Source organism: Streptomyces sp. NPDC044063 (assembly GCF_056434285.1).
On record NZ_JBWKFM010000005.1, the window covers coordinates 221,167 to 242,091 of the forward strand.

General features: G+C 73.3%; 24 protein-coding genes. 9 read left to right on the top strand and 15 right to left on the bottom strand.

Annotation, left to right across the window (positions count from 1 at the left end):
* Positions 1-24 precede the first annotated feature (24 nt).
* A complete protein-coding gene (locus AC07BS_RS09330) occupies positions 25-1,506 on the bottom strand; it encodes an MFS transporter (RefSeq protein WP_478641513.1) in 1,482 nt (493 codons plus the stop codon).
* Positions 1,507-1,669: 163 nt separating this feature from the next.
* On the opposite strand from AC07BS_RS09330, the gene AC07BS_RS09335 reads away from it, so the two are divergent.
* From AC07BS_RS09335 to AC07BS_RS09345, 3 genes are read left to right on the top strand one after another with little or no spacing between them, the layout of a single operon-like run.
* On the top strand, positions 1,670-2,515 hold the full coding sequence (locus AC07BS_RS09335) for a helix-turn-helix transcriptional regulator (protein WP_478642111.1): 846 nt from the start codon (positions 1,670-1,672) through the stop codon (positions 2,513-2,515).
* Positions 2,516-2,547: 32 nt separating this feature from the next.
* Positions 2,548-2,895 (top strand): cytidine deaminase, encoded by a 348-nt coding sequence (locus AC07BS_RS09340; RefSeq protein WP_478641514.1) that lies wholly within the window; start codon positions 2,548-2,550, stop codon positions 2,893-2,895.
* 42 nt (positions 2,896-2,937) lie between these two features.
* On the top strand, positions 2,938-3,285 hold the full coding sequence (locus AC07BS_RS09345) for a hypothetical protein (RefSeq protein WP_478641516.1): 348 nt from the start codon (positions 2,938-2,940) through the stop codon (positions 3,283-3,285).
* A gap of 63 nt (positions 3,286-3,348) precedes the next feature.
* Here the strand turns inward: AC07BS_RS09345 and AC07BS_RS09350 are convergent, their stop codons facing one another.
* Positions 3,349-4,434 (bottom strand): S-(hydroxymethyl)mycothiol dehydrogenase, encoded by a 1,086-nt coding sequence (locus AC07BS_RS09350; RefSeq protein ID WP_478641517.1) that lies wholly within the window; start codon positions 4,432-4,434, stop codon positions 3,349-3,351.
* Between the two features lie 171 nt (positions 4,435-4,605).
* On the opposite strand from AC07BS_RS09350, the gene AC07BS_RS09355 reads away from it, so the two are divergent.
* The gene (locus AC07BS_RS09355) at positions 4,606-5,406 is read left to right on the top strand and encodes an HAD family acid phosphatase (RefSeq protein ID WP_478641518.1); all 801 of its coding nucleotides are present in this window, start codon (positions 4,606-4,608) and stop codon (positions 5,404-5,406) included.
* Positions 5,407-5,531: 125 nt separating this feature from the next.
* Here the strand turns inward: AC07BS_RS09355 and AC07BS_RS09360 are convergent, their stop codons facing one another.
* From AC07BS_RS09360 to AC07BS_RS09370, 3 genes are all read right to left on the bottom strand, one after another.
* Positions 5,532-6,440, bottom strand: coding sequence for a ribonuclease Z (locus AC07BS_RS09360; RefSeq protein WP_478641519.1), 909 nt, complete (start codon positions 6,438-6,440; stop codon positions 5,532-5,534).
* A gap of 3 nt (positions 6,441-6,443) precedes the next feature.
* A complete protein-coding gene (locus AC07BS_RS09365; protein WP_478641521.1) occupies positions 6,444-6,800 on the bottom strand; it encodes a histidine triad nucleotide-binding protein in 357 nt (118 codons plus the stop codon).
* A gap of 80 nt (positions 6,801-6,880) precedes the next feature.
* Complete coding sequence (locus AC07BS_RS09370; RefSeq protein WP_478641522.1) at positions 6,881-7,456, bottom strand: hypothetical protein; 576 nt, start codon at positions 7,454-7,456, stop codon at positions 6,881-6,883.
* A gap of 330 nt (positions 7,457-7,786) precedes the next feature.
* Here AC07BS_RS09370 and AC07BS_RS09375 point away from each other — a divergent pair, with 330 nt between their 5' ends.
* On the top strand, positions 7,787-8,557 hold the full coding sequence (locus AC07BS_RS09375) for a hypothetical protein (RefSeq protein ID WP_478641523.1): 771 nt from the start codon (positions 7,787-7,789) through the stop codon (positions 8,555-8,557).
* Between the two features lie 87 nt (positions 8,558-8,644).
* On the top strand, positions 8,645-8,827 hold the full coding sequence (locus AC07BS_RS09380; RefSeq protein WP_478931187.1) for a hypothetical protein: 183 nt from the start codon (positions 8,645-8,647) through the stop codon (positions 8,825-8,827).
* 2 nt (positions 8,828-8,829) lie between these two features.
* On the opposite strand, the gene AC07BS_RS09385 is transcribed toward AC07BS_RS09380, so the two are convergent.
* Positions 8,830-9,702, bottom strand: a complete 873-nt coding sequence (locus AC07BS_RS09385; protein ID WP_478931189.1) for a LysR family transcriptional regulator — start codon at positions 9,700-9,702, stop codon at positions 8,830-8,832.
* A gap of 118 nt (positions 9,703-9,820) precedes the next feature.
* Here AC07BS_RS09385 and AC07BS_RS09390 point away from each other — a divergent pair, with 118 nt between their 5' ends.
* Positions 9,821-10,420, top strand: a complete 600-nt coding sequence (locus tag AC07BS_RS09390; RefSeq protein ID WP_478931190.1) for a short chain dehydrogenase — start codon at positions 9,821-9,823, stop codon at positions 10,418-10,420.
* A gap of 90 nt (positions 10,421-10,510) precedes the next feature.
* On the opposite strand, the gene AC07BS_RS09395 is transcribed toward AC07BS_RS09390, so the two are convergent.
* The 8 genes from AC07BS_RS09395 to hrcA all read right to left on the bottom strand — a co-directional run bounded on the left by AC07BS_RS09395 (position 10,511) and on the right by hrcA (position 17,747).
* Positions 10,511-10,912 carry a hypothetical protein gene (locus tag AC07BS_RS09395; protein WP_478931192.1) on the bottom strand — a complete coding sequence of 134 codons (402 nt, stop codon included), beginning with the start codon at positions 10,910-10,912 and terminating at the stop codon, positions 10,511-10,513.
* A gap of 95 nt (positions 10,913-11,007) precedes the next feature.
* Positions 11,008-11,448 carry a GNAT family N-acetyltransferase gene (locus tag AC07BS_RS09400; protein ID WP_478931193.1) on the bottom strand — a complete coding sequence of 147 codons (441 nt, stop codon included), beginning with the start codon at positions 11,446-11,448 and terminating at the stop codon, positions 11,008-11,010.
* A 167-nt stretch (positions 11,449-11,615) separates the two neighbouring features.
* On the bottom strand, positions 11,616-12,398 hold the full coding sequence (locus AC07BS_RS09405; protein ID WP_478931194.1) for a helix-turn-helix transcriptional regulator: 783 nt from the start codon (positions 12,396-12,398) through the stop codon (positions 11,616-11,618).
* A 75-nt stretch (positions 12,399-12,473) separates the two neighbouring features.
* Positions 12,474-13,301, bottom strand: a complete 828-nt coding sequence (locus AC07BS_RS09410) for a response regulator transcription factor (RefSeq protein ID WP_478931196.1) — start codon at positions 13,299-13,301, stop codon at positions 12,474-12,476.
* 173 nt (positions 13,302-13,474) lie between these two features.
* The gene (locus tag AC07BS_RS09415; RefSeq protein WP_478641532.1) at positions 13,475-14,224 is read right to left on the bottom strand and encodes a 16S rRNA (uracil(1498)-N(3))-methyltransferase; all 750 of its coding nucleotides are present in this window, start codon (positions 14,222-14,224) and stop codon (positions 13,475-13,477) included.
* Between the two features lie 113 nt (positions 14,225-14,337).
* Positions 14,338-15,420 (bottom strand): nitronate monooxygenase, encoded by a 1,083-nt coding sequence (locus tag AC07BS_RS09420; RefSeq protein WP_478931198.1) that lies wholly within the window; start codon positions 15,418-15,420, stop codon positions 14,338-14,340.
* Positions 15,421-15,590: 170 nt separating this feature from the next.
* Positions 15,591-16,730: a molecular chaperone DnaJ gene (gene dnaJ, locus AC07BS_RS09425; protein ID WP_478641535.1), complete on the bottom strand. Its 1,140-nt coding sequence runs from the start codon at positions 16,728-16,730 to the stop codon at positions 15,591-15,593.
* Positions 16,731-17,747, bottom strand: coding sequence for a heat-inducible transcriptional repressor HrcA (gene hrcA, locus AC07BS_RS09430; RefSeq protein WP_478642114.1), 1,017 nt, complete (start codon positions 17,745-17,747; stop codon positions 16,731-16,733).
* A 261-nt stretch (positions 17,748-18,008) separates the two neighbouring features.
* Here hrcA and AC07BS_RS09435 point away from each other — a divergent pair, with 261 nt between their 5' ends.
* Positions 18,009-18,758, top strand: coding sequence for an MBL fold metallo-hydrolase (locus tag AC07BS_RS09435; protein WP_478931201.1), 750 nt, complete (start codon positions 18,009-18,011; stop codon positions 18,756-18,758).
* 15 nt (positions 18,759-18,773) lie between these two features.
* Positions 18,774-19,610: a DUF3097 domain-containing protein gene (locus AC07BS_RS09440; protein ID WP_478641538.1), complete on the top strand. Its 837-nt coding sequence runs from the start codon at positions 18,774-18,776 to the stop codon at positions 19,608-19,610.
* A gap of 30 nt (positions 19,611-19,640) precedes the next feature.
* On the opposite strand, the gene hemW is transcribed toward AC07BS_RS09440, so the two are convergent.
* A complete protein-coding gene (hemW, locus tag AC07BS_RS09445; protein ID WP_478931203.1) occupies positions 19,641-20,873 on the bottom strand; it encodes a radical SAM family heme chaperone HemW in 1,233 nt (410 codons plus the stop codon).
* Positions 20,874-20,925 lie beyond the last annotated feature (52 nt).

Here is a 20,925-nt window from a genome sequence, read left to right on the forward strand (position 1 = left end):
GGTCCTCCAGCGGGCTGTGGCCCTCTAGCGGGCGGCCCGGGAGCGGGCCCCGCGCAGGCCGATCGCCGTCAGGACGGCCACCAGCGCCACCACGGCGGCGTCCACGCCCAGCCCCAGCCGCACCCCGCCCAGCGTCGCGGCGGCGAAGGACGAGCCGCCGTCCCGGAGCGCGGCCGCGTGGGCCGACGCCAGGGCGCTGAGCAGCGGGATGCCGATGGTGATGCCCACCTGCTGCGAGCTCGTGACGAGGCCCGTGGCCAGGCCCTGCTCGCCGTCCGGCAGGCCCGACGTCGCCGTCACGCCGTAGGCGACGATCGCCCACAGATGGCCGACGCAGCCCAGCGAGACCGCGACCAGCGCCGGCAGCGCGCCGGAGGAGACGCCCACACCCAGCAGTGCCGCCGTGAAGACGGCCTGGACGACGAGGCCGGCGATCAGGGTGCGGTGGGCGCCGAACCGGGCGATGAGCCGCGGCGCCGTCATGCCGGCGACGACCGCGAGCAGCCCCTGCACGCCGAAGACCAGACCCGTGCGGAACGCCGACAGCTCCAGCACCTCCTGGAGGTACAGGGTGAGCAGGAAGACCACCGTGCTCATCATCGCGAACGTCACCAGACCGGCGAGGTTGCCCCACGCGACCGTCCGGCGCCGCAGCATCGCCAGCGACACCAGCGGTTCGGCGGCCCGCGACTCCACCACCACGAAGGCCACCAGCAGCAGCACGCCCGCGACCAGGGTCGCCGGCACGTCCGCGTCGCCGAAGCCGCGCTGCGCCGCCGTCGACAGGGCGTAGATCAGGGCCAGCAGGCCGCCGGTCACGGTCACCGCGCCGGGCACGTCCAGCCGGGGCCGCGCCGGGTGCCGCGACTCGGTGAGCAGGCCGGGCGCCGCCAGCAGGACGCCCACGCCGGCCACGGCGAGCAGCCCCATGGTCGACCGCCAGCCGAACGTGTCGGTCATGACGCCGCCGAGCACCATGCCCACGGTGAAGCCCAGCGAGAGCAGGGTGCCGCTGATGCCCAGCGCCCGCTCGCGCTCCGGCCCCTCGGCGAAGGTGGTGGTCAGCAGGGACATGCCGGTGGGCACGATCACTGCGGCGCCCAGGCCCTGGAACGCCCGCCCGGCCAGGAAGGAGGCCGGGTCCCAGGCGAGCGTGGCGAGCACCGAGGCCACGGTGAACAGCGCGAGACCCGCCAGGAAGAGCCGGCGCCGTCCGTACAGGTCGGCGATCCGCCCGAAGAACAGCAGGAAGCCGCCCGAGGGCAGCGCGAACGCGGTGACCGCCCACTGGAGGTCGGCCTGGCCCATGCCGAGGTCGTCGCCGAGGACGGGCAGCGCCACGTTCAGGATGGAGAAGTCGAGCGCGACGATGAACTGCGCGGCGCACAGCACCACCAGGATCAGCTTCGCGCGGGTGGACAGGACGGGCGCGGAGGGCGCGGGGGCGGACGGGGCCGGGGCTGTGGTGCCGCCGCGTTCCGTACGGGAGAGGGAGTCGGTCGCCATGCGGACCACCCTCCGGCGTCCGGAACACCCGTGGGGAGTGCGTGTTTATGGTGGTGGTCGCACCACCAGCCGAGGGGGAGAGTTGAGCGTCGCGCAACAGGAAGCCGTCACCCGGACCGCGGAGGACAAGCCGCGCCGCCGCCAGGAGCTCCGCGAGTTCCTGATGAGTCGTCGGGCCAGGGTCTCACCCGCCGAGGCGGGCCTGCCGGGCGGCGGGGGCCGCCGCCGTACGCCGGGACTGCGCCGCGAGGAGGTGGCGGTCCTCGCCGGGGTGGGCGCCAGCTGGTACCAGTGGCTGGAGCAGGGGCGGGACATCACCGTCTCGCCGCAGGTGCTCGACGCGGTCGCGCGCGTCCTGCGGCTGGCCGGCGCCGAGCGCCGCCACCTCTACCTCCTGGCGGGGCTGAACCCGCCGCTGCCCGAGTCCGCGCACGACCCCGAGTACCTGTGCGACGGGCTGGTGCGGCTCATCGACGCCTGGCTGCCGGCGCCGGCCCACATCATGGACCCGTACTGGAACATGGTCGCCTTCAACGAGGCCGCCGGTACGATCCTGGGCCTGCGCCGGCGCGAGCGGCAGAACTGCATCGTGGACTTCTTCACCGACCCCGTCTACCGCGCGCGGGCCACGAACTGGGACGAGAACGCCCCGAAGGTCGTCGCCCAGTACCGCGCCGCCTGTTCCGAGCGTCCCGGCGACGAGGGCTTCGAGGCCGTCGTCGCGGAGCTCTCGGCGCGCAGCCCGGAGTTCACCGAGCTGTGGGCGCGCGGCGACGTGCAGCCCGGGGGCCTGCTGCTCAAGGAGATCGAGCACCCGCTCATGGGCACGCTCCGGCTGGAGAGCACCCAGCTGCGCGTACCGGCCCGGCCGGACCTGACGGTCGTGCTGCACAACCCGGTCCCCGGCTCCGGCACGGCCGAGAAGATCGCCTGGCTCACCTCGCCCGAGGGGCGGCGCGGCGCGATGTACTCGGTGCCGGGGGACGAGGCGGGCGGGGAGGCGGGCTGAGGGCCGCCGGGGGCGGCACCTATGCTCCGGGTATGACGGATGCCCTGGACCCCGAGGACCGCAAGCTCATCACGCTCGCCCGCGCCACCCGCGCCCGCAACGGCGTGGCCGAGGGCGCGGCCGTCCGCGACGAGACGGGCCGTACGTACGTCGCCGGAACGGTCGCCCTGGACTCGCTGCGGCTGAGCGCGCTGCGGACGGCGGTGGCGATGGCCGTGGCCAGCGGCGCGACGTCGCTGGAGGCCGCCGCGGTGGTCTCCGAGGCGGAGTCGGTCCCCGGCGAGGACCGCGCGGCGGTCCACGACCTGGGCGGCCCCGGCACCCCGGTGCTGCTCGCGGGCCCGGACGGCACCGTGCGCGGCACGGTCGCGGCGGGCTAGCCCGTGGCCCGGAGACGGTCCCGGGCCTGGGGCCCCTGGTTCATGGTCGCCGTGTCGACCGGCCTCACCGGCATGCTGGTCGTGGACCACTGGGGACGGGGCGAGGACTTCGACTGGAAGACGCTCGCGATGGTGTCCTTCCTGTGGCCGCACGTCCTGGAGGAGCTGCTGCGCGACCGTGGCCGGCGGGCCGCCGCCGACCGCGCCCGTGCCGTCGGCGCCTCGACCCCCTTCGTGGCCACCGCCTTCCTGTGGGCCGACGTGATCCTCGGCTGGGTGGACGGCGAGGGCACGGACTGGTTCGCGCTCGCGTGCGGCCTCCTGCTGCCCGCCGCCGGCCTCCTGAAGCTGGCCTCCGTACTGGCCGGACGCTCGGCACGCCGGGCCTGACCGCGCCCGCCCGGTCGCGGGACCGCTGACCGGCGCGGGCGGGTCGGCCGAACGGCCGGGCCCCTAGAACACCACCACCGACCGCAGCACGTCACCCGTGTGCATGCGCTCGAAGGCCTTCTCGACGTCGTCCAGGCCGATCGTCTCGGTGACGAAGGCACCGAGGTCCAGGCGGCCCTGCTGGTGGAGGTCGATGAGCATGGGGAAGTCCCGCGACGGGAGGCAGTCGCCGTACCAGGAGGACTTCAGCGCGCCGCCCCGGCCGAAGACGTCGAGCAGGGGCAGTTCGATCTTCATGTCGGGCGTCGGGACGCCGACGAGGACCACCGTGCCGGCCAGGTCGCGGGCGTAGAACGCCTGCTCGTACGTCTCCGGGCGGCCGACCGCCTCGATGACGACGTCGGCGCCGAAGCCGCCGGTGAGCTCGCGGATGGCCTCGACGGGGTCGGTCGTGCGGGAGTTGACCGTGTGGGTGGCGCCCATGCCGCGCGCCATCTCCAGCTTGCGGTCGTCCACGTCGACGGCGATGATCCGGGCGGCCCCCGCCAGGCGCGAGCCGGCGATGGCCGCGTCGCCGACGCCGCCGCAGCCGATGACGGCGACCGAGTCGCCGCGTCCCACCCCGCCGGTGTTGATCGCGGCGCCGATGCCCGCCATCACGCCGCAGCCGAGGAGGCCGGCGACGGCCGGGGAGACGGCCGGGTCGACCTTGGTGCACTGGCCGGCGGCGACGAGCGTCTTCTCGGCGAAGGCGCCGATACCGAGGGCCGGGGAGAGCTCGGTGCCGTCCGTGAGCGTCATCTTCCGGCGCGCGTTGTGGGTGTTGAAGCAGTACTGCGGGCGGCCCCGCAGACAGGCACGGCACTGGCCGCACACGGCCCGCCAGTTGAGGACGACGAAGTCACCGGGCGCCACCTCGGTCACACCCTCGCCGACGGACTCGACCACGCCCGCGGCCTCGTGGCCCAGCAGGAAGGGGAAGTCGTCGTTGATGCCGCCCTGCTTGTAGTGGAGGTCGGTGTGGCAGACGCCGCACGCCTGGACCTTCACCACGGCCTCGCCGGGTCCGGGGTCCGGTACGACGATCGTCTCCACCCGCACCGGCTCGTTCTTCCCCGGTGCGATGACTCCGCGGACTTCCTGCGCCATGGTCAGCGCCCCACCCTTCTCGTCGCTGGATCTGTCACACGGCCGGCGAAATCGCCGACAAGGTCACGGTACGCCCAAGGATCTTTCTCCGCGCGTAGAGGGCTCTTGACCAGTCCATGCCGAGCCGCTTAGCTTCGCGCTGCACCCTCGTTGTTACCCAGGAGTCAACACGTGTCGCTGTCCCTGAAGTCCACCCGCGTGCGCATCGCGGCCGCCACCGCCGCCCTGGCCGTCGGCGCCGGCCTCTACACCGCCGGCGCGGCCTCCGCCGACCACGCGGTGCCCCGTACGGACAAGGAGATCCCGAACCTCACCCAGGTCCAGGACAAGATCAAGGCCTTCTACGGCGACACCGTCGACGCGAACGGCCAGCACTACGCCTCGCCGGACAGCAACTACGCCAAGCAGGTGGCCGGCATCGAGAAGAAGGCCAAGGCCCAGCTCGAGCAGGTCGTCAAGAACAGCGCCCACGCCAAGAAGGGCGCCAAGAAGCCCGCCATCGTCCTCGACCTGGACGACACCACGCTCCTGACCTACAACTACGAGCTCCAGGTGGGCTTCCACTTCACGCCCGAGTCGCAGGACGCCTACCTGAAGTCCACCGACATGGCGGCCGTCTTCGGCATGCCGAAGCTCGTCAACTGGGCCAAGTCGAAGGGCATCGAGGTCTTCTACGTCACCGGCCGCGGCGAGCACCAGCGCGAGTGGAGCGCCCGCAACCTCAAGAACGTCGGCTACAAGCCCGTCGCCGACACGCAGCACTTCTTCCTGAAGAACAAGCAGAACCCGCCGGCGTACCTCCCGTGCGGCGCGAAGTGCACGACCGTCGAGTACAAGGCGGGCACCCGCAAGTACATCGAGTCCAAGGGCTACGACATCGTCGCCAACTTCGGCGACCAGTACAGCGACCTCAAGGGCGGCTACGGCGACCGCACCTACAAGCTGCCGAACCCGATGTACTACCTGCCCTGATCCCACAGGGCCCCACATGAGGGCCCCACATGCCACCGGGCCGGTGTCCCACGGGGGGACATCGGCCCGGTTCGCTCGTACGGCGGTTCTGTACGGCGTTCTGTGCGGCGTTCTGTACGGCGTTCTCAGCGCCGCTTCGGCACCGGCACCCGCATCAGGTCGCGGGCGACGGTCAGCTCGCCGGTGAAGCCGGCCTCCCGCGCCTGCCGCTCGAAGACCGACGGGTCGTCGTAGCGCTGCGAGAAGTGGGTCAGCACGAGGTGCCGCACCCCCGCCCGCGCCGCCACCCGGGCCGCCTGACCTGCCGTCAGATGCCCGTGGTCCACCGCCAGATCCTCGTCCTCGTCGGTGAACGTCGACTCGATGACGAGCAGGTCGCAACCCTCGGCGAGCTCGTGGACGCCGTCGCACAGCCGGGTGTCCATCACGAACGCGAAGCGCTGCCCGCGCCGCACCTCGCTCACCTCGTCCAGGGTGATCCCGCCGACCGCGCCCTCGCGCTGGAGCCGGCCGATGTCCGGCCCGGCGATCCCATGGGCCGCCAGCAGCTCCGGCAGCATCCGGCGCCCGTCGGGCTCGACCAGGCGGTAGCCGTAGGACTCCACCGGATGCGAGAGCCGGCGTGCCTCCAGGGCGTACGACGGGGTGTCGGCCAGCACCGCGCCCGTGCCCGCCACCGGCTCCTCGGCCAGCTTCACCGTCTCCTTGTACGCCGTGGCGTACCGCAGCCGGTCGAAGAAGCGCTGTCCGCTCGCGGGGTAGTGCGCGGTGACCCGGTGGGGCACCCGGTCGAGGTTGACGCGCTGGATCACCCCGGCGAGGCCGAGGGAGTGGTCGCCGTGGAAGTGGGTGACGCAGATCCGGTTGAGGTCGTGCGCGGCCACCCGGGCGCGCAGCATCTGACGCTGCGTTCCCTCGCCCGGGTCGAAGAGGATGCCCTCGCCGTCCCAGAGCAGGACGTAGCCGTTGTGGTTGCGGTGCCTCGTCGGCACCTGGCTGGCCGTACCGAGGACGACCAATTCGCGGACGGACAAGGTCTACCCCGGGGGCCAGTCGAAGCCGCGGCCGCCGAGGACGTGGGCGTGCGCGTGGAAGACGGTCTGCCCGGCGCCGGCACCGGTGTTGAAGACGATGCGGAAGCCGTTGTCCCCATTCTCCTGGAGGGCCACCTCGCCGGCCTCGCGGAGCACGTCGGCGGCGATCGCCGGCTCGGCGGAGGCGAGGGAGGCCGCGTCCGGGTAGTGGACCTTGGGGATCACCAGGCAGTGCACCGGGGCCTGGGGGTTGATGTCGCGGAACGCGAGGGTCGTCTCGGTCTCCTTGACGACCGTCGCGGGTACATCACCCGAGACGATCTTGCAGAACAGGCAGTCGGCCTGCGGTTCTCCCGCCACCGGTGGGCTCCTCCCGGATCGTCGGCTCGTACGGTCCGGATGTTACCGGGCCGTCCGTACGAGCGTGGCGACCCGCCCCGTCACTTGCCCTGCGGCGGGGCCGGCGAGGGCGCGTGCGGCGGCGTCCTGTCCGTGCAGTCCGGCGAGGGGTGCGAACCGGGGGTGTGCGGCGGCGGCTTCGCCCCGCCGGGCCGGCTCGGCGCGGGCGGCGGGTCGGCGGGTTTGCCGCCGCTGTGCGCGCAGTCGCCGAGCACGCCGGCGGAGAACACCGTCCGGCCGTCGACCTTGGCGGTGAGGAGGCCGCGCAGGCAGGACCGGTCGGTCATACCGGTGATCCGGCCGAAGACGATGATCTTCTTGCCCGACTCGGTGCGCCCCTCGCAGTCGACGCCCACGACGGTGACCGGCTGGGTGGCACCGCTGCCGTCCGGGCCGCCGTTCTCCGCCTTGCCCCGGCAGTTGAGCCAGGCGGCCTTGGCGCCGACGTGGTCCAGCTCGGCCCCGGCCAGCCGCTGCGTGGTGACGGCGACGGTCACCGCGTCGAGCCCGCCGGCCGGTTCGCAGCCGGCCAGGGTCAGCACCGCGACGCCGGTGACCACGGCGGCGCCCGCCGCGTACCGCGCCCTGGACAGACGTATGCGCCCCAACGCACCCATAGCGGGAGTGTCCCATTGGCCGGACGCGTGGGGAAGGACGCCTCCGGGCCACGGCCACGCGGGCAATTCCCCAACCGGCCGCGGCCGTTCACCGGACGGGGCCCGCCGGCGCCCCGCCTGCGCGCGCCCCGCTCACCGCCGAGGGCGTACGTGGCCACGAACCAGCGCTCCGGATATCGCACGCGCCCCCACGTCGCTGCAAGCTCTGGCCTTCAGGTCACCACAGGAGACGCAAGGGTGGTCGGAAAGCGAAGAGGTCCGGGAATAATACGAGCCGCCAGAGGCGCAAATCCTCGACAGGGACAATCGAAAACTCCCGAAGAAGGTGCCATGCCCGACCTCAAGAGCGGCTCAAAAAAGCAGGACGTGCTCATTCTGACGTTCACGGTCCTGCTCCCTGCCACGGGTTCGGCCATCGGCTGGATAGCCAAGGACGCCCACGGCCTGGCGAAGCTCGGGCTCGTCACCCTCACCATCCTGCTGGCCGCCGCGCCCCCCGTATGGGCGTTCGTCCTGCACAAGCGGAACACCGTGCAGGACCGCGCGCGCAGGGAGGGGCTGCTCGCGCCGATCATCGAGTACATAGGCGAGGCGTTCACGAAGCCGGCGACCGCGACGGTGAAGGCGGAGAGGATTCTCGAGCGGCTCGCGCCCCTGCTGGCGGAAAGCCTGGGCAGTGACGCGCGGTGCGCGTTCTACTCGTTCGACCCGGTCAAGGAGCTCTACACACGGGAGGTCGTGTCGGGCGGGCCGAACGGAACGCCGTCGGAATTCACCTCCCACTCAGGGAAATTCTCCAAGCTGAAGCACGTGATGGAGAACAAGGACCCGGTGTATGTGAAGGACGTGCTGAAGCCTGACGCCATTCTGGACTTCACGCTGGGCAGCGGGCACCGCTCCATCATCGCCCAGGGCGCGTGGGCCGGGGAGGAAGTGCAGGGGATCCTGATAATCGACGCCCCGAAGCCCGGCGACCTGTCCAGGCGGAAGGTGCCGGGGACCTATGTCTGGGTATTCGCATCCTTGTTCGGCGTCGCAAACGCTCTGAAATCGCAACCGGAGGGCGGAGAACCCGGTGACGACGGACCGGTCAAGGGGTAAAAACAAAGAAGATGCTGCATTCCGAGCGTGCCCGCTCGCGGCTCACTAGAGTCGATTCGCATCTCGACACAGGTTGGGGGACCCGTCATGCCTGAGCATGAACTGACGATCACGGCGTCGGGGCGTCGGTGGATGGACGGCAAGGAATCCACAGATGCATATATCGACAAAGTCCTGCGGTACGCGGCGGCCACGCCGGGCCAGGAGCTGGCACGTCGTCTCAAGGCCTGGATAACGGCGGCCCTGCAGCAGGCCCACCTCAGGTCGTAGCTCTAGGCGCTGACCACGTCCCGGACCGCCGCGAGGAAGTCCTCCGTGCGCGGATGCGTGGGGTGCGCCGGGCGGGCGAGATAGACGGTGGCGACGGGAGCGTCGGCGACCGGCACGAAGCGGACGCCGGGATGGCCGTGGCTCTCCGCCGTGCCCTCCGCGCCGACGCCGAACGCGCCACCCGTGGCGATGAGGTTGAGCCATTCGTCGACGTTACGGACCTCGACCGTCCGGGCCGGGCGCAGCTCCGGGGGCCACAGGTCCACCGAGGCGGTGCCCGTGCCCGGCCACAGGGCCAGCGGCAGGGGTTCCGGGTGGCCGGCGGTGAGGTCGGCGAGGCGGACCCGGTCGCGGGCGGCGAGCGGATGGTCGTCGGGCAGGGCGGCGACGCGGTCCTCGGTGTAGAGGGCCTCGGCGCGGATCCGCGGGTCGCCGGGCACGGTGCGCAGCACCGCCACATCGGTGTCGCCGGTGGCGAGCCCGGCGGTGCTGTTGTCCTGGCGGACGACCTCCAGCGGCGCGTGCGGATGTGTACGACGCCAGGAGCGCAGCAGCGGGACGGTCTGCTGCCCGAGGACGGCGCAGGTGTAGCCGAGGCGCAGGGGCCGGTCGACGGCGCGGGTGTCGGCGAGCGCGGCGTCGACGTGGGCGAGGATGGCGCGGCCGTGGCCGAGCAGGGTCGTGCCGGCCGGGGTGAGTTCCAGGTGCCGGGAGGACCGGTCGACGAGCCGTACACCGACGCGCCCTTCGAGCTGGGCGAGGGTGCGGGAGAGGGCCGGCTGCGTCATGTGCAGCCGGGTCGCGGCCGCGGTGACGGTGCCGGCCTCGGCTATCGCGGCCAGGGCGCGCAGGTGGCGCAGTTCCACATCGTCCATGCCCGCCGAGCATAGTCGCTGCCCGGACGGCATTTCCGAGCACCGGCGGTCGTCCGTAGCGTCGGTGGCGCCGGGGGGAACCTCCCCGGATTCGTTCCCAGTCATTGGACGGTGGGCTGTGAGGATTCTTCTGGTCGGCGCGGGCGGCACGCTGGGCGGCGCGGTGCGCGCGGCGCTCGTGGGGCGGGGTCACGAGGTGGTCGGCGTGGGCCGCTCGGGCGGCGACCTGGTCTGCGACGTGACCGATCCGGAGGCGATGGCCCGGATGTACGGGCAGGCGGGCGCGCTGGACGCGGTGGCGGTCGCGGCGGGCGACGCCGTGTTCGCGCCGCTGGCGAAGCTGACCGCCGACGACTTCGCGGCGACGTTCCGGGGCAAGGCCCTGAGCCAGCTGGAGCTGGTCCGCCAGGGCGCCCGGCACGTAGCCGCGACCGGCTCGTTCACCCTGGTCAGCGGCATCCTCACGGAGGAGCCGATCGTGGCCGGGGCGGCCGCTTCGGCGGCGAACGGCGCGGTCGAGGCGTTCGTACGGGCCGCCGCGATCGAGCTGCCGCCGCGGCGGATCAACGCGGTGAGCCCGACGGTGGCCGAGGAGTCCCTGCCCTCCTACGGGCCGTTCTTCGCGGGCATGGAGCCGGTGCCGGCGGCGCGTGTGGCGATGGCGTACGTCCGCTCGATCGAGGGCGCGGGGACCGGCCAGGTGTACCGGGTGCGTTAGGACCCGGGCCGGGACGGGGGCGGGGGCCGGGACGGGCCGGGGGCGGGGGCCGGGACGGGCCGGGGGCGGGCCGCCGGCCGCCCGTGCCCGCTACCGGCAGAAGGCGTGGGCGGTGCCCAGGATCCGGGTTCCCTGCGTCGGGGTGATGTCCAGCTCCCGCATGGTCTTCCTGGCCTGGTCGCCGAGGGCCTGGCCCCGGGCGAGGCAGAACGCGTTGCCGTGGGCGACGAGGTCGTCGTCGCCGATGCGGTCGAGGTCCGGGTAGTTCTTCCGGATGGTGCGCAGGTAGAGCGCGGCCGTCAGTTCCGTCAGCTTCCGCGGCTCCGCGGTGCCGCCCGACGGGCTCGCGGAGGGGGCGGCGGACGCGGACGCGGACGGAGCGGCCGAGGCGGCGGGACGGTCGGCGCCGCTGTCGCCCGAGGTGTCGCACGCCGACGTGCCGAGGACGACGGCCGTGAGGCACAGGACGGACAGGGGAAGGCGCTTGTACATGAATCTCCTGGTACATAGGTGAAGCGACGAACATTGTCACCTGTGTCCGGAGTGTGCCGAAACGCGGGTGGGGCCGGAACGGGGGCCCGGCCGCGCTACTGACGCCGCTTCAGCGTCTTGGACAGGTGGACGTCCGCGTGCCCGCCGGGGACGCCGGCGATGCGCCCGACCTCGGTGTAGCCGTGGCGCGCGTAGAAGCCCGGCGCCTGGAAGGTGTACGAGGAGACCGTCACGCGGTCGCAGCCGCGCCGGGCGGCCTCCGCCTCGGCCTCGGCCGGCAGCCGTGCGCCCCAGCCGCCGGAGCGGCTGTCCTCGCGCACCCACAGCAGCTCGATGCCGCACAGGCCGCCCCACGTCCAGGCGGTGAGGCCGCCGACGAGCCCACCGTCGTCGTCCATGGCCCGTACGGAGAACTCACCGCGGGCCGCGCCCCCGGTGGCCGCGTCGTTGAACGCGCCGAGCTCGCTCTCCAGCCGCTCGGTCAGCTCGGCGTCGTTCCCGCCGACGGTCAGGAACGCGCTCTCCGCAGCAGTCATGAACCGCAGTATGCGCACAGGGGCCGGGGCGGGCGCCACGGAATACGCGGGGCGCCGACGTCGATCCCCCCGTGGCCGGCGTCGGCGCCCCCTCCCTTTTCCGTACCACGATCATCGCGTCCGCGCGGCCCCCCGCGCCATGGGAAGAACTGCCCATGCCCGCGTGGTCAGGGAACGATGCCCACCCGCTTGGCCAGCAGTACGGTGGAGACCCGGTTGTTGGTGCCCAGCTTGCGGTAGATCCTCTCCAGGTGGCGGTTGACCGTGTGGGGGGAGATCGTCAGGCGGCGGCCGATGCCGTGGGCGGTGATGCCCTCGGAGAGGAGGCCCAGGACGGTCAGTTCACGGGGCGTCAGACCGTGTCCCGGCCCGGCGGCCGGGTCGGCGGCGGGCGTGGCCTCGACCGCGTCACGCAGGCGGCGCAGCTCGCGCACATGGCGGTCGGCGGTGACGAGGAGCGGCTGGACCCGGGTGGCGAACGCCAGGTCCTGCGCGGTGAACGCGCCGTCGCGGCCCAGGGAGACCGCCCGCAGCACCGGGCCGTCGGCGGGCAGGGGCAGGGCCAGCTGGTGGGTGGTGCCGTAGTCGCGGTGGGCCTCGTCGCGCCAGGCGGAGTGGTGCCAGCGGCGGTCGCCGCAGAGCCGGTTCATCGTCATCGGCTCGCGCCCGCCCGTGGCGAGGTAGGGGATCAGGGGGTGGCGCTGGCGCGTCCGCCGCCGGACCACCTCGGCCACCGCCTCCTGGTCCAGCCGCCGCGGCGCCCATCCGTCGGACCCGCCCGGCAGTCCCGGCTCCGCGGCGACACGGGCGAAGATGACCGTGCCGCAGTCGAGGGCGCCGAGGAGGTGTTCCGCCATCAGGTGCCGCCGGGCGCCGGGGTCGTCGCTCTCCAGGACCGCGACGACCAGATCGAGCATGGCCTCGTAGTCGCGCGCGCGAAGCTGTGGCATGACGGCTGCCTTCCCTGTGGTCCACCCCCGTCGCCCGGCGAACGGCACGCCGGGTAGTCCCCCTGCCACGGCATGTTACGGCGCCCGGTCGGGGCCCTCCACCGGCCCGCGGGGCCGGGCCGCCGGCGTCCCCGTCGCCCCGCCCGGCACGAGTCCCGCCTGCTGCGCCAGCAGCACCGCCGACACACGGTTGTTCGTACCCAGCTTCCGGTAGACCTTCTCCAGGTGCCGGTTGACGGTGTGCGGGGAGATCGCCAGCCGCCGGGCGATGCCGAGCGTCGGCAGGCCCTCGGCCAGCAGGCCCAGCACCGTCAGTTCCCGGGGCGTCAGGCCGTGCCCCGAGGGACGGTCCACGGCGAGCGCCGGAGCGGTGGCGCGCAGCCGGCGCCAGTGCTGGACGTGGTTGCCCGCGCTGACGAGCAACGGCTGGACGCGGGCGGCGAAGGCCAGGTCGTCGGCCCGGAAGCTGCCGTCGCGCCCGACCAGCACCAGCCGGACGAGGTCCGGGTCGCCGGGGATGGGCAGGCCCAGCTGCTGGGTGACGCCGAAGTCCCGGCGGGCCTCCTGGTACCACTGGCTCTGCCGCCAGGTGTCACAGATCTCGCTCACGGTCACCGGCGACTGCCCGCCGTCGACGATGTAGGAGACCAGCGGATGGCCCTGGCGGAGCCGTCTGGGCACCAGGTCGCCGACGTGCTCGCTCAGCCGCTCGGGCGCCCAGCCCTCGATGCGTCCCGTCCCCTCCGCGACGTTCACCACGGAGAACGTCGCGGAGTCGCACCCCATCGCCTCCAGCAGCTGGCCGGTGATCAGGTGCCATGCCGACTCGGTGCCGTCGTCCTCCAGCACCGCCACGGCCAGGTCGAGCATCCGCTCGTAGTCACGTGCACGCAGCCGTGCCATGTGTTCCCCACGCCCGCCCTTCCCCCCGTCGGTCCTGTGCGCCGGCCCCGGTGACCCCGGCCGGCCGTGATCACCAGTCTCCCCGGCCCCGGGCGTCCCGGTGAGTCCGGCCCCGGTCAACCGGGGCCGGAATCCGCCGCTCCGGGGCCGGAATCCGTCGGTCGGGGGGTCCGTCAGCCCCAGCGGCCCGTCCGGCCCAGGAGCAGCGCCGCGGCCGCCGTACCGGCCGTCGAGGTCCGCAGCACGCTCGGGCCCAGGCGGTACGGATGGGCGCCCGCCTCGGCGAAGGCGGCGAGCTCCTCCGGGGACACCCCGCCCTCCGGACCGACGACCAGCACGATGGAGCCGGTCGCCGGCAGCTCGGCCGTGGCCAGCGGCGTGCTGCCCTCCTCGTGGAGCACCGCCGCGAACGTGGCGTCGGCCAGCAGCTCCGCCACTTGCCGGGTCGTCATGGCGTCGGCCACGGTGGGGAAGCGCAGACGCCGGGACTGCTTGCCCGCCTCACGGGCCGTCGCGCGCCACTTGCCCAGCGACTTCAGGCCGCGCTCGCCCTTCCACTGGGTGACGCAGCGCGAGGCCGACCACGGCACGATCGCGTCGACGCCCGTCTCGGTCATGGTCTCGACGGCCAGCTCGCCCCGGTCGCCCTTGGGCAGGGCCTGGACGACGGTGATGCGGGGCTGGGGCAGCGGTTCGGACCGCACGGACGTCACCGCGACGTCGAGGTGGTCCTTGCCCTCGACGGCCGCCACGGTGCCGTGGGCGCCCGTGCCGTCGCCGTCGGTCAGCACGATCTCCTCGCCCACGCGCAGCCGGCGCACGGAGACCGCGTGGCGGCCCTCGGGGCCGTCCAGGGGGAAGACGGTGCCGGGGAAGACACCCGTCAGGGAGCCCTCTTCGACCAGGAACACCGGCGCTGTCATGACGTACTCGCTCTCTAGGACTTGCTGTTCGACTCGACGACCGGGACCGGCGATCCGGGCCGTGCGGCCGTGTGGCCGTGTGGCCGTGTGGCCGTGTGGCGTTGTGGTCCGGCTCAGGCGGTCGGCGGCACCCGGGCCGCCGCCAGCTCGGCGGCCAGCACCCCGACCAGCTCGCCCGCCGGCAGGGCGCGGGCCAGGCGGTGGCCCTGCCCGGCCCACAGGTGCATGCCCTGCGCGTCGCCGGCCGTGGCGGCGGCCTTGCGCAGGCCCGAGGTCAGATGGTGGATCTCCGGATAGGCGGCCGGGGCGTACGGGCCGTGCTCCCGGATGAAACGGTTCACCAGGCCCCGCGCGGGACGCCCTGTGAAGGCCCGGGTCAGCTCGGTGCCCACGAACACCGGATCGGTCAGGGCCTGCTTGTGCAACGGGTGGGCGCCGGACTCCGGGCAGGGCAGGAACGCCGTACCGAGCAGCGCCGCGCAGGCCCCCGCCGCCAGGACCGCGGCTATCTGCTCGCCGCGCATCAGCCCGCCCGCCGCGAGGACCTGCAGCGGCACGGCCTCGCGCACCTCGGCGAGCAGCGGCAGCAGCCCGGCCCCGGCGCCCGGGCCACCGGCGTGCGGGTCGTCGTGGTGGGTGCCCCGGTGGCCGCCGGCCTCCACGCCCTGGACGCAGACCGCGTCCGCGCCCGCCTCCCACGCCGCGCGGGCCTCGGCGACCGACGTCACGGTCACCACCGTGAGCGTGCCGGCCGCGGCCAAGGCGTCCACGGCCGTCCGCGAAGGACACCCGAAAGTGAAGGAGACGACGGGCACCGGGTCGTCGAGGAGGAGGGCGAGCTTGGCGTCGTAGGCGTCGTCCGAGGCCTGGTCCGGGTCGCCCAGCGGCGTCCGGTACCGGGCGGCCTCGCCGGCCAGTCGCTCCGCGTACACCTCGACGGCGGCCGGGTCGGCGGCCGGCGGCTGCGGCATGAAGAGGTTGACGCCGAAGGGCCGGGAGGTCAGCGCGCGGAGCTGCTCGATCTCCTCGTACATCGCGGCCGGCGTCTTGTACCCCGCGGCGAGGAACCCGAGGCCGCCGGCCTCGCCGACCGCCGCCACCAGGGCCGGGGTGGAGCCGCCGCCCGCCATCGGGGCCTGTACGACCGGATGCTCGAACAGTCGGGTGAGTCCGGTCAGTCCGGACAACGGAGCCATGACCACATCGTGTCACAAACCGACCGGGCCGCCCGATGGGCGGCCCGGTCGTCGGAAGAGGTACGGGCTACCGCCCGTTGAACGCGTCCTTCAGCCGCGAGAACAGCCCCTGCTGCCCCGGCTTACCGTGCTCGCCCGGGGGACGAACCCCCGGACCCCCGGCCGGGCGCCTACCGCCCGTTGAACGCGTCCTTCAAGCGCGAGAACAGCCCCTGCTGCCCCGGCTTGAACTCGCCCATCGGGCGTTCCTCGTTGCGCATCTTGGCCAGCTGCCGCAGCAGTTCCTCCTGCTGGGCGTCCAGCTTGCTGGGCGTGGTGACCTCGACGTGCACGATGAGGTCACCGCGGCCGCCGCCGCGCAGGTGGGTGACGCCGCGCTGGTGCAGCGGGATCGACTGGCCGGACTGAGTGCCCGGGCGGATGTCGATCTCCTCGACACCGTCCAGCGTCTCCAGCGGCACCTTCGTGCCGAGCGCGGCCGCCGTCATCGGGATGGTGACCGTGCAGTGGAGGTCGTCGCCGCGGCGCTGGAAGACCGGGTGCGGGGTCTCGTGGATCTCCACGTAGAGGTCACCGGCCGGGCCGCCGCCGGGGCCGACCTCGCCCTCGCCCGCGAGCTGGATGCGGGTGCCGTTGTCGACACCGGCGGGGATCTTGACGGTGAGGTTCCGCCGCGACCGGACGCGGCCGTCGCCGGCGCACTCCGGGCACGGGGTCGGCACGACCGTGCCGAAGCCCTGGCACTGCGGGCACGGGCGGGAGGTCATGACCTGGCCCAGGAAGGACCGGGTGACCTGGGAGACCTCGCCCCGGCCGCGGCACATGTCACAGGTCTGCGCGGACGTGCCCGGGGCCGCGCCCTCGCCGCTGCACGTGGTGCAGACGACGGCGGTGTCGACCTGGATGTCCTTGGTGGTGCCGAAGGCGGACTCCGCCAGGCTGACCTCGAGCCGGATCATGGCGTCCTGGCCGCGGCGCGTACGCGAGCGCGGACCGCGCTGCGAGGCCTGGCCGAAGAACGCGTCCATGATGTCGGAGAAGTTGCCGAAGCCCGCGCCGAAGCCGCCGGCACCGGCGCCGGCGCCGCCCGAGGAGGACAACGGGTCACCACCGAGGTCGTAGACCTGCTTCTTCTGCGGGTCGGAGAGCACCTCGTAGGCGGCGTTGATCTCCTTGAAGCGTTCCTGCGTCTTCGGGTCCGGGTTGACGTCCGGGTGCAGCTCGCGCGCGAGACGGCGGAAGGCCTTCTTGATCTCATCCTGCGAGGCATCGCGCCGGACGCCCAGGATCGCGTAGTAATCCGTGGCCACTTACGACTCCGCCAGGATCTGTCCGACGTAACGTGCCACTGCGCGTACCGCTCCCATCGTTCCGGGGTAGTCCATGCGGGTCGGTCCGACCACGCCGAGTTTGGCGACGGCCTCGTCGCCCGAACCGTAGCCGACGGCGACGACCGATGTGGAGTTCAGACCCTCGTGCTCGTTCTCGTGACCGATGCGTACGGTCATCCCCGAGTCCTTGGCCTCGCCGAGCAGCTTGAGCAGCACGACCTGCTCCTCCAACGCCTCCAGCACGGGCCGGATCGTCAGCGGGAAGTCATGACCGAAACGAGTGAGATTGGCGGTGCCGCCGATCATCAGCCGTTCCTCGGTCTCCTCGACCAGGGTCTCCAGCAGGGTGGCGAGAACCGTAGAAACGGTTCCGCGATCTTCCGGTTCGAAGGACTCCGGGAGGTCCATGACCAGCCTCGGCACGTCCGTGAACCGGCGTCCCACGACCCGGCTGTTCAGCCGCGCGCGCAGGTCTGCCAGGGAGGTCTCGCCGACCGGCGCCGGGCAGTCGACCATGCGCTGCTCGACCCGCCCGGTGTCCGTGATCAGCACGAGCATGACCCGGGCCGGGGCGAGCGCGAGCAGCTCCACGTGCCGCACGGTCGAACGGCTCAGCGAGGGGTACTGCACCACCGCGACCTGCCGGGTCAGCTGCGCCAGCAGCCGCACCGTGCGGGCCACCACGTCGTCCAGGTCGACGGCGCCGTCCAGGAAGTTCTGGATGGCCCGGCGCTCCGGCGACGACAGCGGCTTGACGGCCGCCAGCTTGTCGACGAAGAGGCGGTAGCCCTTGTCGGTCGGGATCCGGCCAGCGCTGGTGTGGGGCTGGGCGATGAAACCCTCGTCCTCCAGCGCGGCCATGTCGTTGCGGACCGTGGCCGGGGAGACTCCCAGCCGGTGCCGCTCGGTGAGGGCCTTGGAGCCGACGGGCTCCTCGGTGCCCACGTAGTCCTGGACGATGGCGCGCAGCACTTCGAGCCTGCGTTCGCTCAGCATCGCGCGCACCTCCAGTCGGTCCGGTCCGTCGGCCGTCGTCACGGGTCGTTCAGGTCGTACGGGTCGCACGACCCGTACGAGGGTCGCACGCGCGGGGGTCCGGTTCGACCCCCGCCCTTGGCACTCAAAGGTCACGAGTGCCAGAACCCTCAAGCCAGTGTACGGCCGGGCACCACGGCCAGGGCAAGGGCGGCCCCCGCCACGCGCCCCCGCCGTGCGTCCGGGCGGGCGGCCGCGACGCCCGCCCGCTAGCGTCGCGGTATGGAGAACCACGGGGATTCCGGCGCCGTCGCGGCGCACTGGGAACGGCTCGCTCCGGGCGTCGTACGCCGCAGGTTGCCGGGCTGGGACGCCACCACGGGGGCGATCGCGGGGCCGGACGGCGTCCTGGTCGTGGACACCGGCTCGTCGCTGCGCGAGGGCACGGAGATCCGGCGCGAGGTGCAGCGGCTCTTCGGCCGGTCCGTGACGCACATCGCACTCACCCATCCCCACTTCGACCACGTCCTGGGCACGGCCGCGTTCTCCGGCGTGGAGGTCTACGGGGCGGTGGGACTCGCCGAGCGGATGGCCACCGAGCGCGAGCGCGAGGAGCTGCGGCGGGACGCGCTGCGCTACGGGGTGCCGCGCGAGGCCGCCGCCGAGGCGGTGGAGCTGCTCGTCCCGCCCCGGCACGCCGTCTCGGGGGAGGTCACGGTCGACCTGGGCGGCGGGCGGCGGGTGCTGCTCGCGAACGTGGGCCCGGCGCACACGGCGTACGACCTGGCCGTCCTCGTGCCGGGCGGACCGGGGGAGCCCGAGATCGTCTTCTGCGGCGACGTGGTCGAGGAGTCCGGCGAGCCGCAGGCCGGGCCGGACGCGCTGCCGCACGCCTGGCCGGCGGCGCTGGACCGGCTGCTGGAGCTGGGCGGCGAGGACGCGGTGTACGTGCCGGGGCACGGGGCGGTGGTGGACGCGGGGTTCGTACGGCGCCAGCGCGACGCGCTACGGGACCGCTTCGGCGTGTCGTGATCCACAATGGCGCGCATGCGCAGCAGAGAGTACGGACCGGACCTGACCCCTCCGTGGAAGCGGAGCGCGCCCGTTCCGGAGGTGCCGGCCGAGGTGGATCTCGTGGTGGAGGAGGTGACCACCGGGTTCTGCGGGGCGGTGATCCGCTGTGAGAAGTCGGCGCAGGGGCCGACGGTGACGCTGGAGGACCGCTTCGGGAAGCACCGGGTGTTCCCGATGGACCCCCGGGGGTTCCTCCTGGAGGGGCGCGTGGTGACCCTCGTACGCCCCTCGGCCCCCGCCGCGCGCGGGCCGCAGCGCACGGCCTCCGGCTCGATCGCCGTACCGGGCGCCCGCGCGCGGGTGGCGCGCGCCGGGCGCATCTACGTCGAGGGGCGCCACGACGCGGAGCTCGTGGAACGGGTCTGGGGCGACGACCTGCGGATCGAGGGCGTGGTCGTGGAGTACCTGGAGGGCGTCGACGACCTCCCCGAGATCGTCCGCGCCTTCGGCCCCGCCCCCGACGCACGCCTGGGCGTCCTGGTCGACCACCTGGTCCCGGGCTCGAAGGAGTCCCGCATCGCGGCGTCCGTGACGAGCGAACACGTCCTGGTCGTCGGCCACCCGTACGTGGACGTGTGGGAGGCCGTGAAGCCGTCGTCGGTGGGCATCGGCCAGTGGCCCCGGGTGCCGCACGGCGAGGACTGGAAGACGGGCGTGTGCCGGGCCCTGGGGTGGCCGCAGAACACGGGCGCCGCGTGGCAGCGGATCCTGGGCTCCGTGCGGTCGTACAAGGACCTGGAGCCGGCGCTGCTGGGGCGCGTGGAGGAGCTGATCGACTTCGTGACGGAAATCAGCCCCTCCGGCGTTTGAGGAGCGGGGGTCCGGGGGCGGAGCCCCCGATCAGTCCACCAGGTCCCGCACCACGGCATCGGCCAGCAGCCGCCCCCGCAGCGTCAGCGCCGCACTCCCCGCCTCGTACGCCTCGGCCCGCAGCAGCCCGTCCGCCAGCGCCCGGTCCGCCGCCGCGCGACCCGCCGGCCGCAGCAACGCCAGCGGGCACCCCTCCTCCAGCCGCAGCTCCAGCAGGATCCGTTCCACCCGCCGGTCCTCGTCCGACAAGAGCTCGCGACCGGCGCCCGGGGAGCGCCCCTCGGCCAGCGCCTGCGCGTACGCGCCCGGGTGCTTGACGTTCCACCAGCGCACGCCCCCCACATGGGAGTGCGCCCCGGGGCCCGCGCCCCACCAGTCGGCGCCGCGCCAGTAGAGCTCGTTGTGGCGGCAGCGGGCGGCGTCGTTCGTGGCCCAGTTCGAGACTTCGTACCAGGAGAAGCCCGCCCCCGAGAGCATCTCCTCGGCGATCAGGTAGCGGTCGGCGTGGACGTCGTCGTCCGTCATCGGGACCTCGCCGCGCCGGATGCGCCGGGCGAGCTGCGTGCCCTCCTCGACGATCAGGGCGTACGCCGAGACGTGGTCGGGGCCGGCGCCGAGGACGGCGTCCAGGGAGGCCCGCCAGTCGTCGTCGCTCTCGCCGGGGGTGCCGTAGATCAGGTCGAGGTTGACGTGCTCGAAGCCGGCCGCGCGGGCCTCGGCCACACAGGCCTCGGGGCGGCCGGGGGTGTGGGTGCGGTCGAGGATCTTGAGGACGTGCTGCCGGGCGCTCTGCATGCCGAAGGAGACCCGGTTGAAGCCGGCGGCCCGCAGTTCCTCCAGGTAGCGCGGGTCGACGGACTCGGGGTTGGCCTCCGTGGTGACCTCGGCGCCCTCGGCGAGCCCGAACTCGTCGCGGATGGCGGCGAGCATCCGGCCCAGGTCGGCGGCCGGCAGCAGGGTGGGCGTGCCGCCGCCGACGAAGACCGTCTCCACCGGTCGGGGGTCTTCGCCGAGCACCTTGCGGGCCAGCCGGATCTCCTCGGCGACGGTCTCGGCGTAGTTGTCGCGGGAGGCGAGGGCGCCACCGGAGCCGCGCAGCTCACTCGCGGTGTAGGTGTTGAAGTCGCAGTAGCCGCAGCGGGTGGCGCAGTAGGGCACGTGGAGGTAGAAGCCGAGGGGCCGCTGCCCGGAGCCGGCGAGGGCGTGACGGGGCAGCGTCCCGTCGTCGGGCACGGGTTCGCCGTCGGGCAGTACGGAGGGCATGCGTCCTATTGTCCCGCACGCGCGGGATTGCCTGCCGCCCCGCGGGGTGGCG

Bases quoted from the DNA above. Each gene is read 5' to 3' on its own strand.
- AC07BS_RS09330 (WP_478641513.1), bottom strand. From the start codon at position 1,506: ATGGCGACCGACTCCCTCTCCCGTACGGAACGCGGCGGCACCACAGCC.
- AC07BS_RS09440 (WP_478641538.1), top strand. From the start codon at position 18,774: ATGCGCAGCAGAGAGTACGGACCGGACCTGACCCCTCCGTGGAAGCGG.
- AC07BS_RS09335 (WP_478642111.1), top strand. From the start codon at position 1,670: ATGAGTCGTCGGGCCAGGGTCTCACCCGCCGAGGCGGGCCTGCCGGGC.
- AC07BS_RS09380 (WP_478931187.1), top strand. From the start codon at position 8,645: ATGCCTGAGCATGAACTGACGATCACGGCGTCGGGGCGTCGGTGGATG.
- AC07BS_RS09350 (WP_478641517.1), bottom strand. From the start codon at position 4,434: ATGGCGCAGGAAGTCCGCGGAGTCATCGCACCGGGGAAGAACGAGCCG.
- AC07BS_RS09370 (WP_478641522.1), bottom strand. From the start codon at position 7,456: ATGGGTGCGTTGGGGCGCATACGTCTGTCCAGGGCGCGGTACGCGGCG.
- AC07BS_RS09395 (WP_478931192.1), bottom strand. From the start codon at position 10,912: ATGTACAAGCGCCTTCCCCTGTCCGTCCTGTGCCTCACGGCCGTCGTC.
- AC07BS_RS09345 (WP_478641516.1), top strand. From the start codon at position 2,938: ATGGTCGCCGTGTCGACCGGCCTCACCGGCATGCTGGTCGTGGACCAC.
- AC07BS_RS09400 (WP_478931193.1), bottom strand. From the start codon at position 11,448: ATGACTGCTGCGGAGAGCGCGTTCCTGACCGTCGGCGGGAACGACGCC.
- AC07BS_RS09420 (WP_478931198.1), bottom strand. From the start codon at position 15,420: ATGGCTCCGTTGTCCGGACTGACCGGACTCACCCGACTGTTCGAGCAT.
- hrcA (WP_478642114.1), bottom strand. From the start codon at position 17,747: ATGCTGAGCGAACGCAGGCTCGAAGTGCTGCGCGCCATCGTCCAGGAC.
- AC07BS_RS09415 (WP_478641532.1), bottom strand. From the start codon at position 14,224: ATGACAGCGCCGGTGTTCCTGGTCGAAGAGGGCTCCCTGACGGGTGTC.
- AC07BS_RS09375 (WP_478641523.1), top strand. From the start codon at position 7,787: ATGCCCGACCTCAAGAGCGGCTCAAAAAAGCAGGACGTGCTCATTCTG.
- AC07BS_RS09405 (WP_478931194.1), bottom strand. From the start codon at position 12,398: ATGCCACAGCTTCGCGCGCGCGACTACGAGGCCATGCTCGATCTGGTC.
- AC07BS_RS09435 (WP_478931201.1), top strand. From the start codon at position 18,009: ATGGAGAACCACGGGGATTCCGGCGCCGTCGCGGCGCACTGGGAACGG.
- hemW (WP_478931203.1), bottom strand. From the start codon at position 20,873: ATGCCCTCCGTACTGCCCGACGGCGAACCCGTGCCCGACGACGGGACG.
- AC07BS_RS09410 (WP_478931196.1), bottom strand. From the start codon at position 13,301: ATGGCACGGCTGCGTGCACGTGACTACGAGCGGATGCTCGACCTGGCC.
- AC07BS_RS09340 (WP_478641514.1), top strand. From the start codon at position 2,548: ATGACGGATGCCCTGGACCCCGAGGACCGCAAGCTCATCACGCTCGCC.
- AC07BS_RS09385 (WP_478931189.1), bottom strand. From the start codon at position 9,702: ATGGACGATGTGGAACTGCGCCACCTGCGCGCCCTGGCCGCGATAGCC.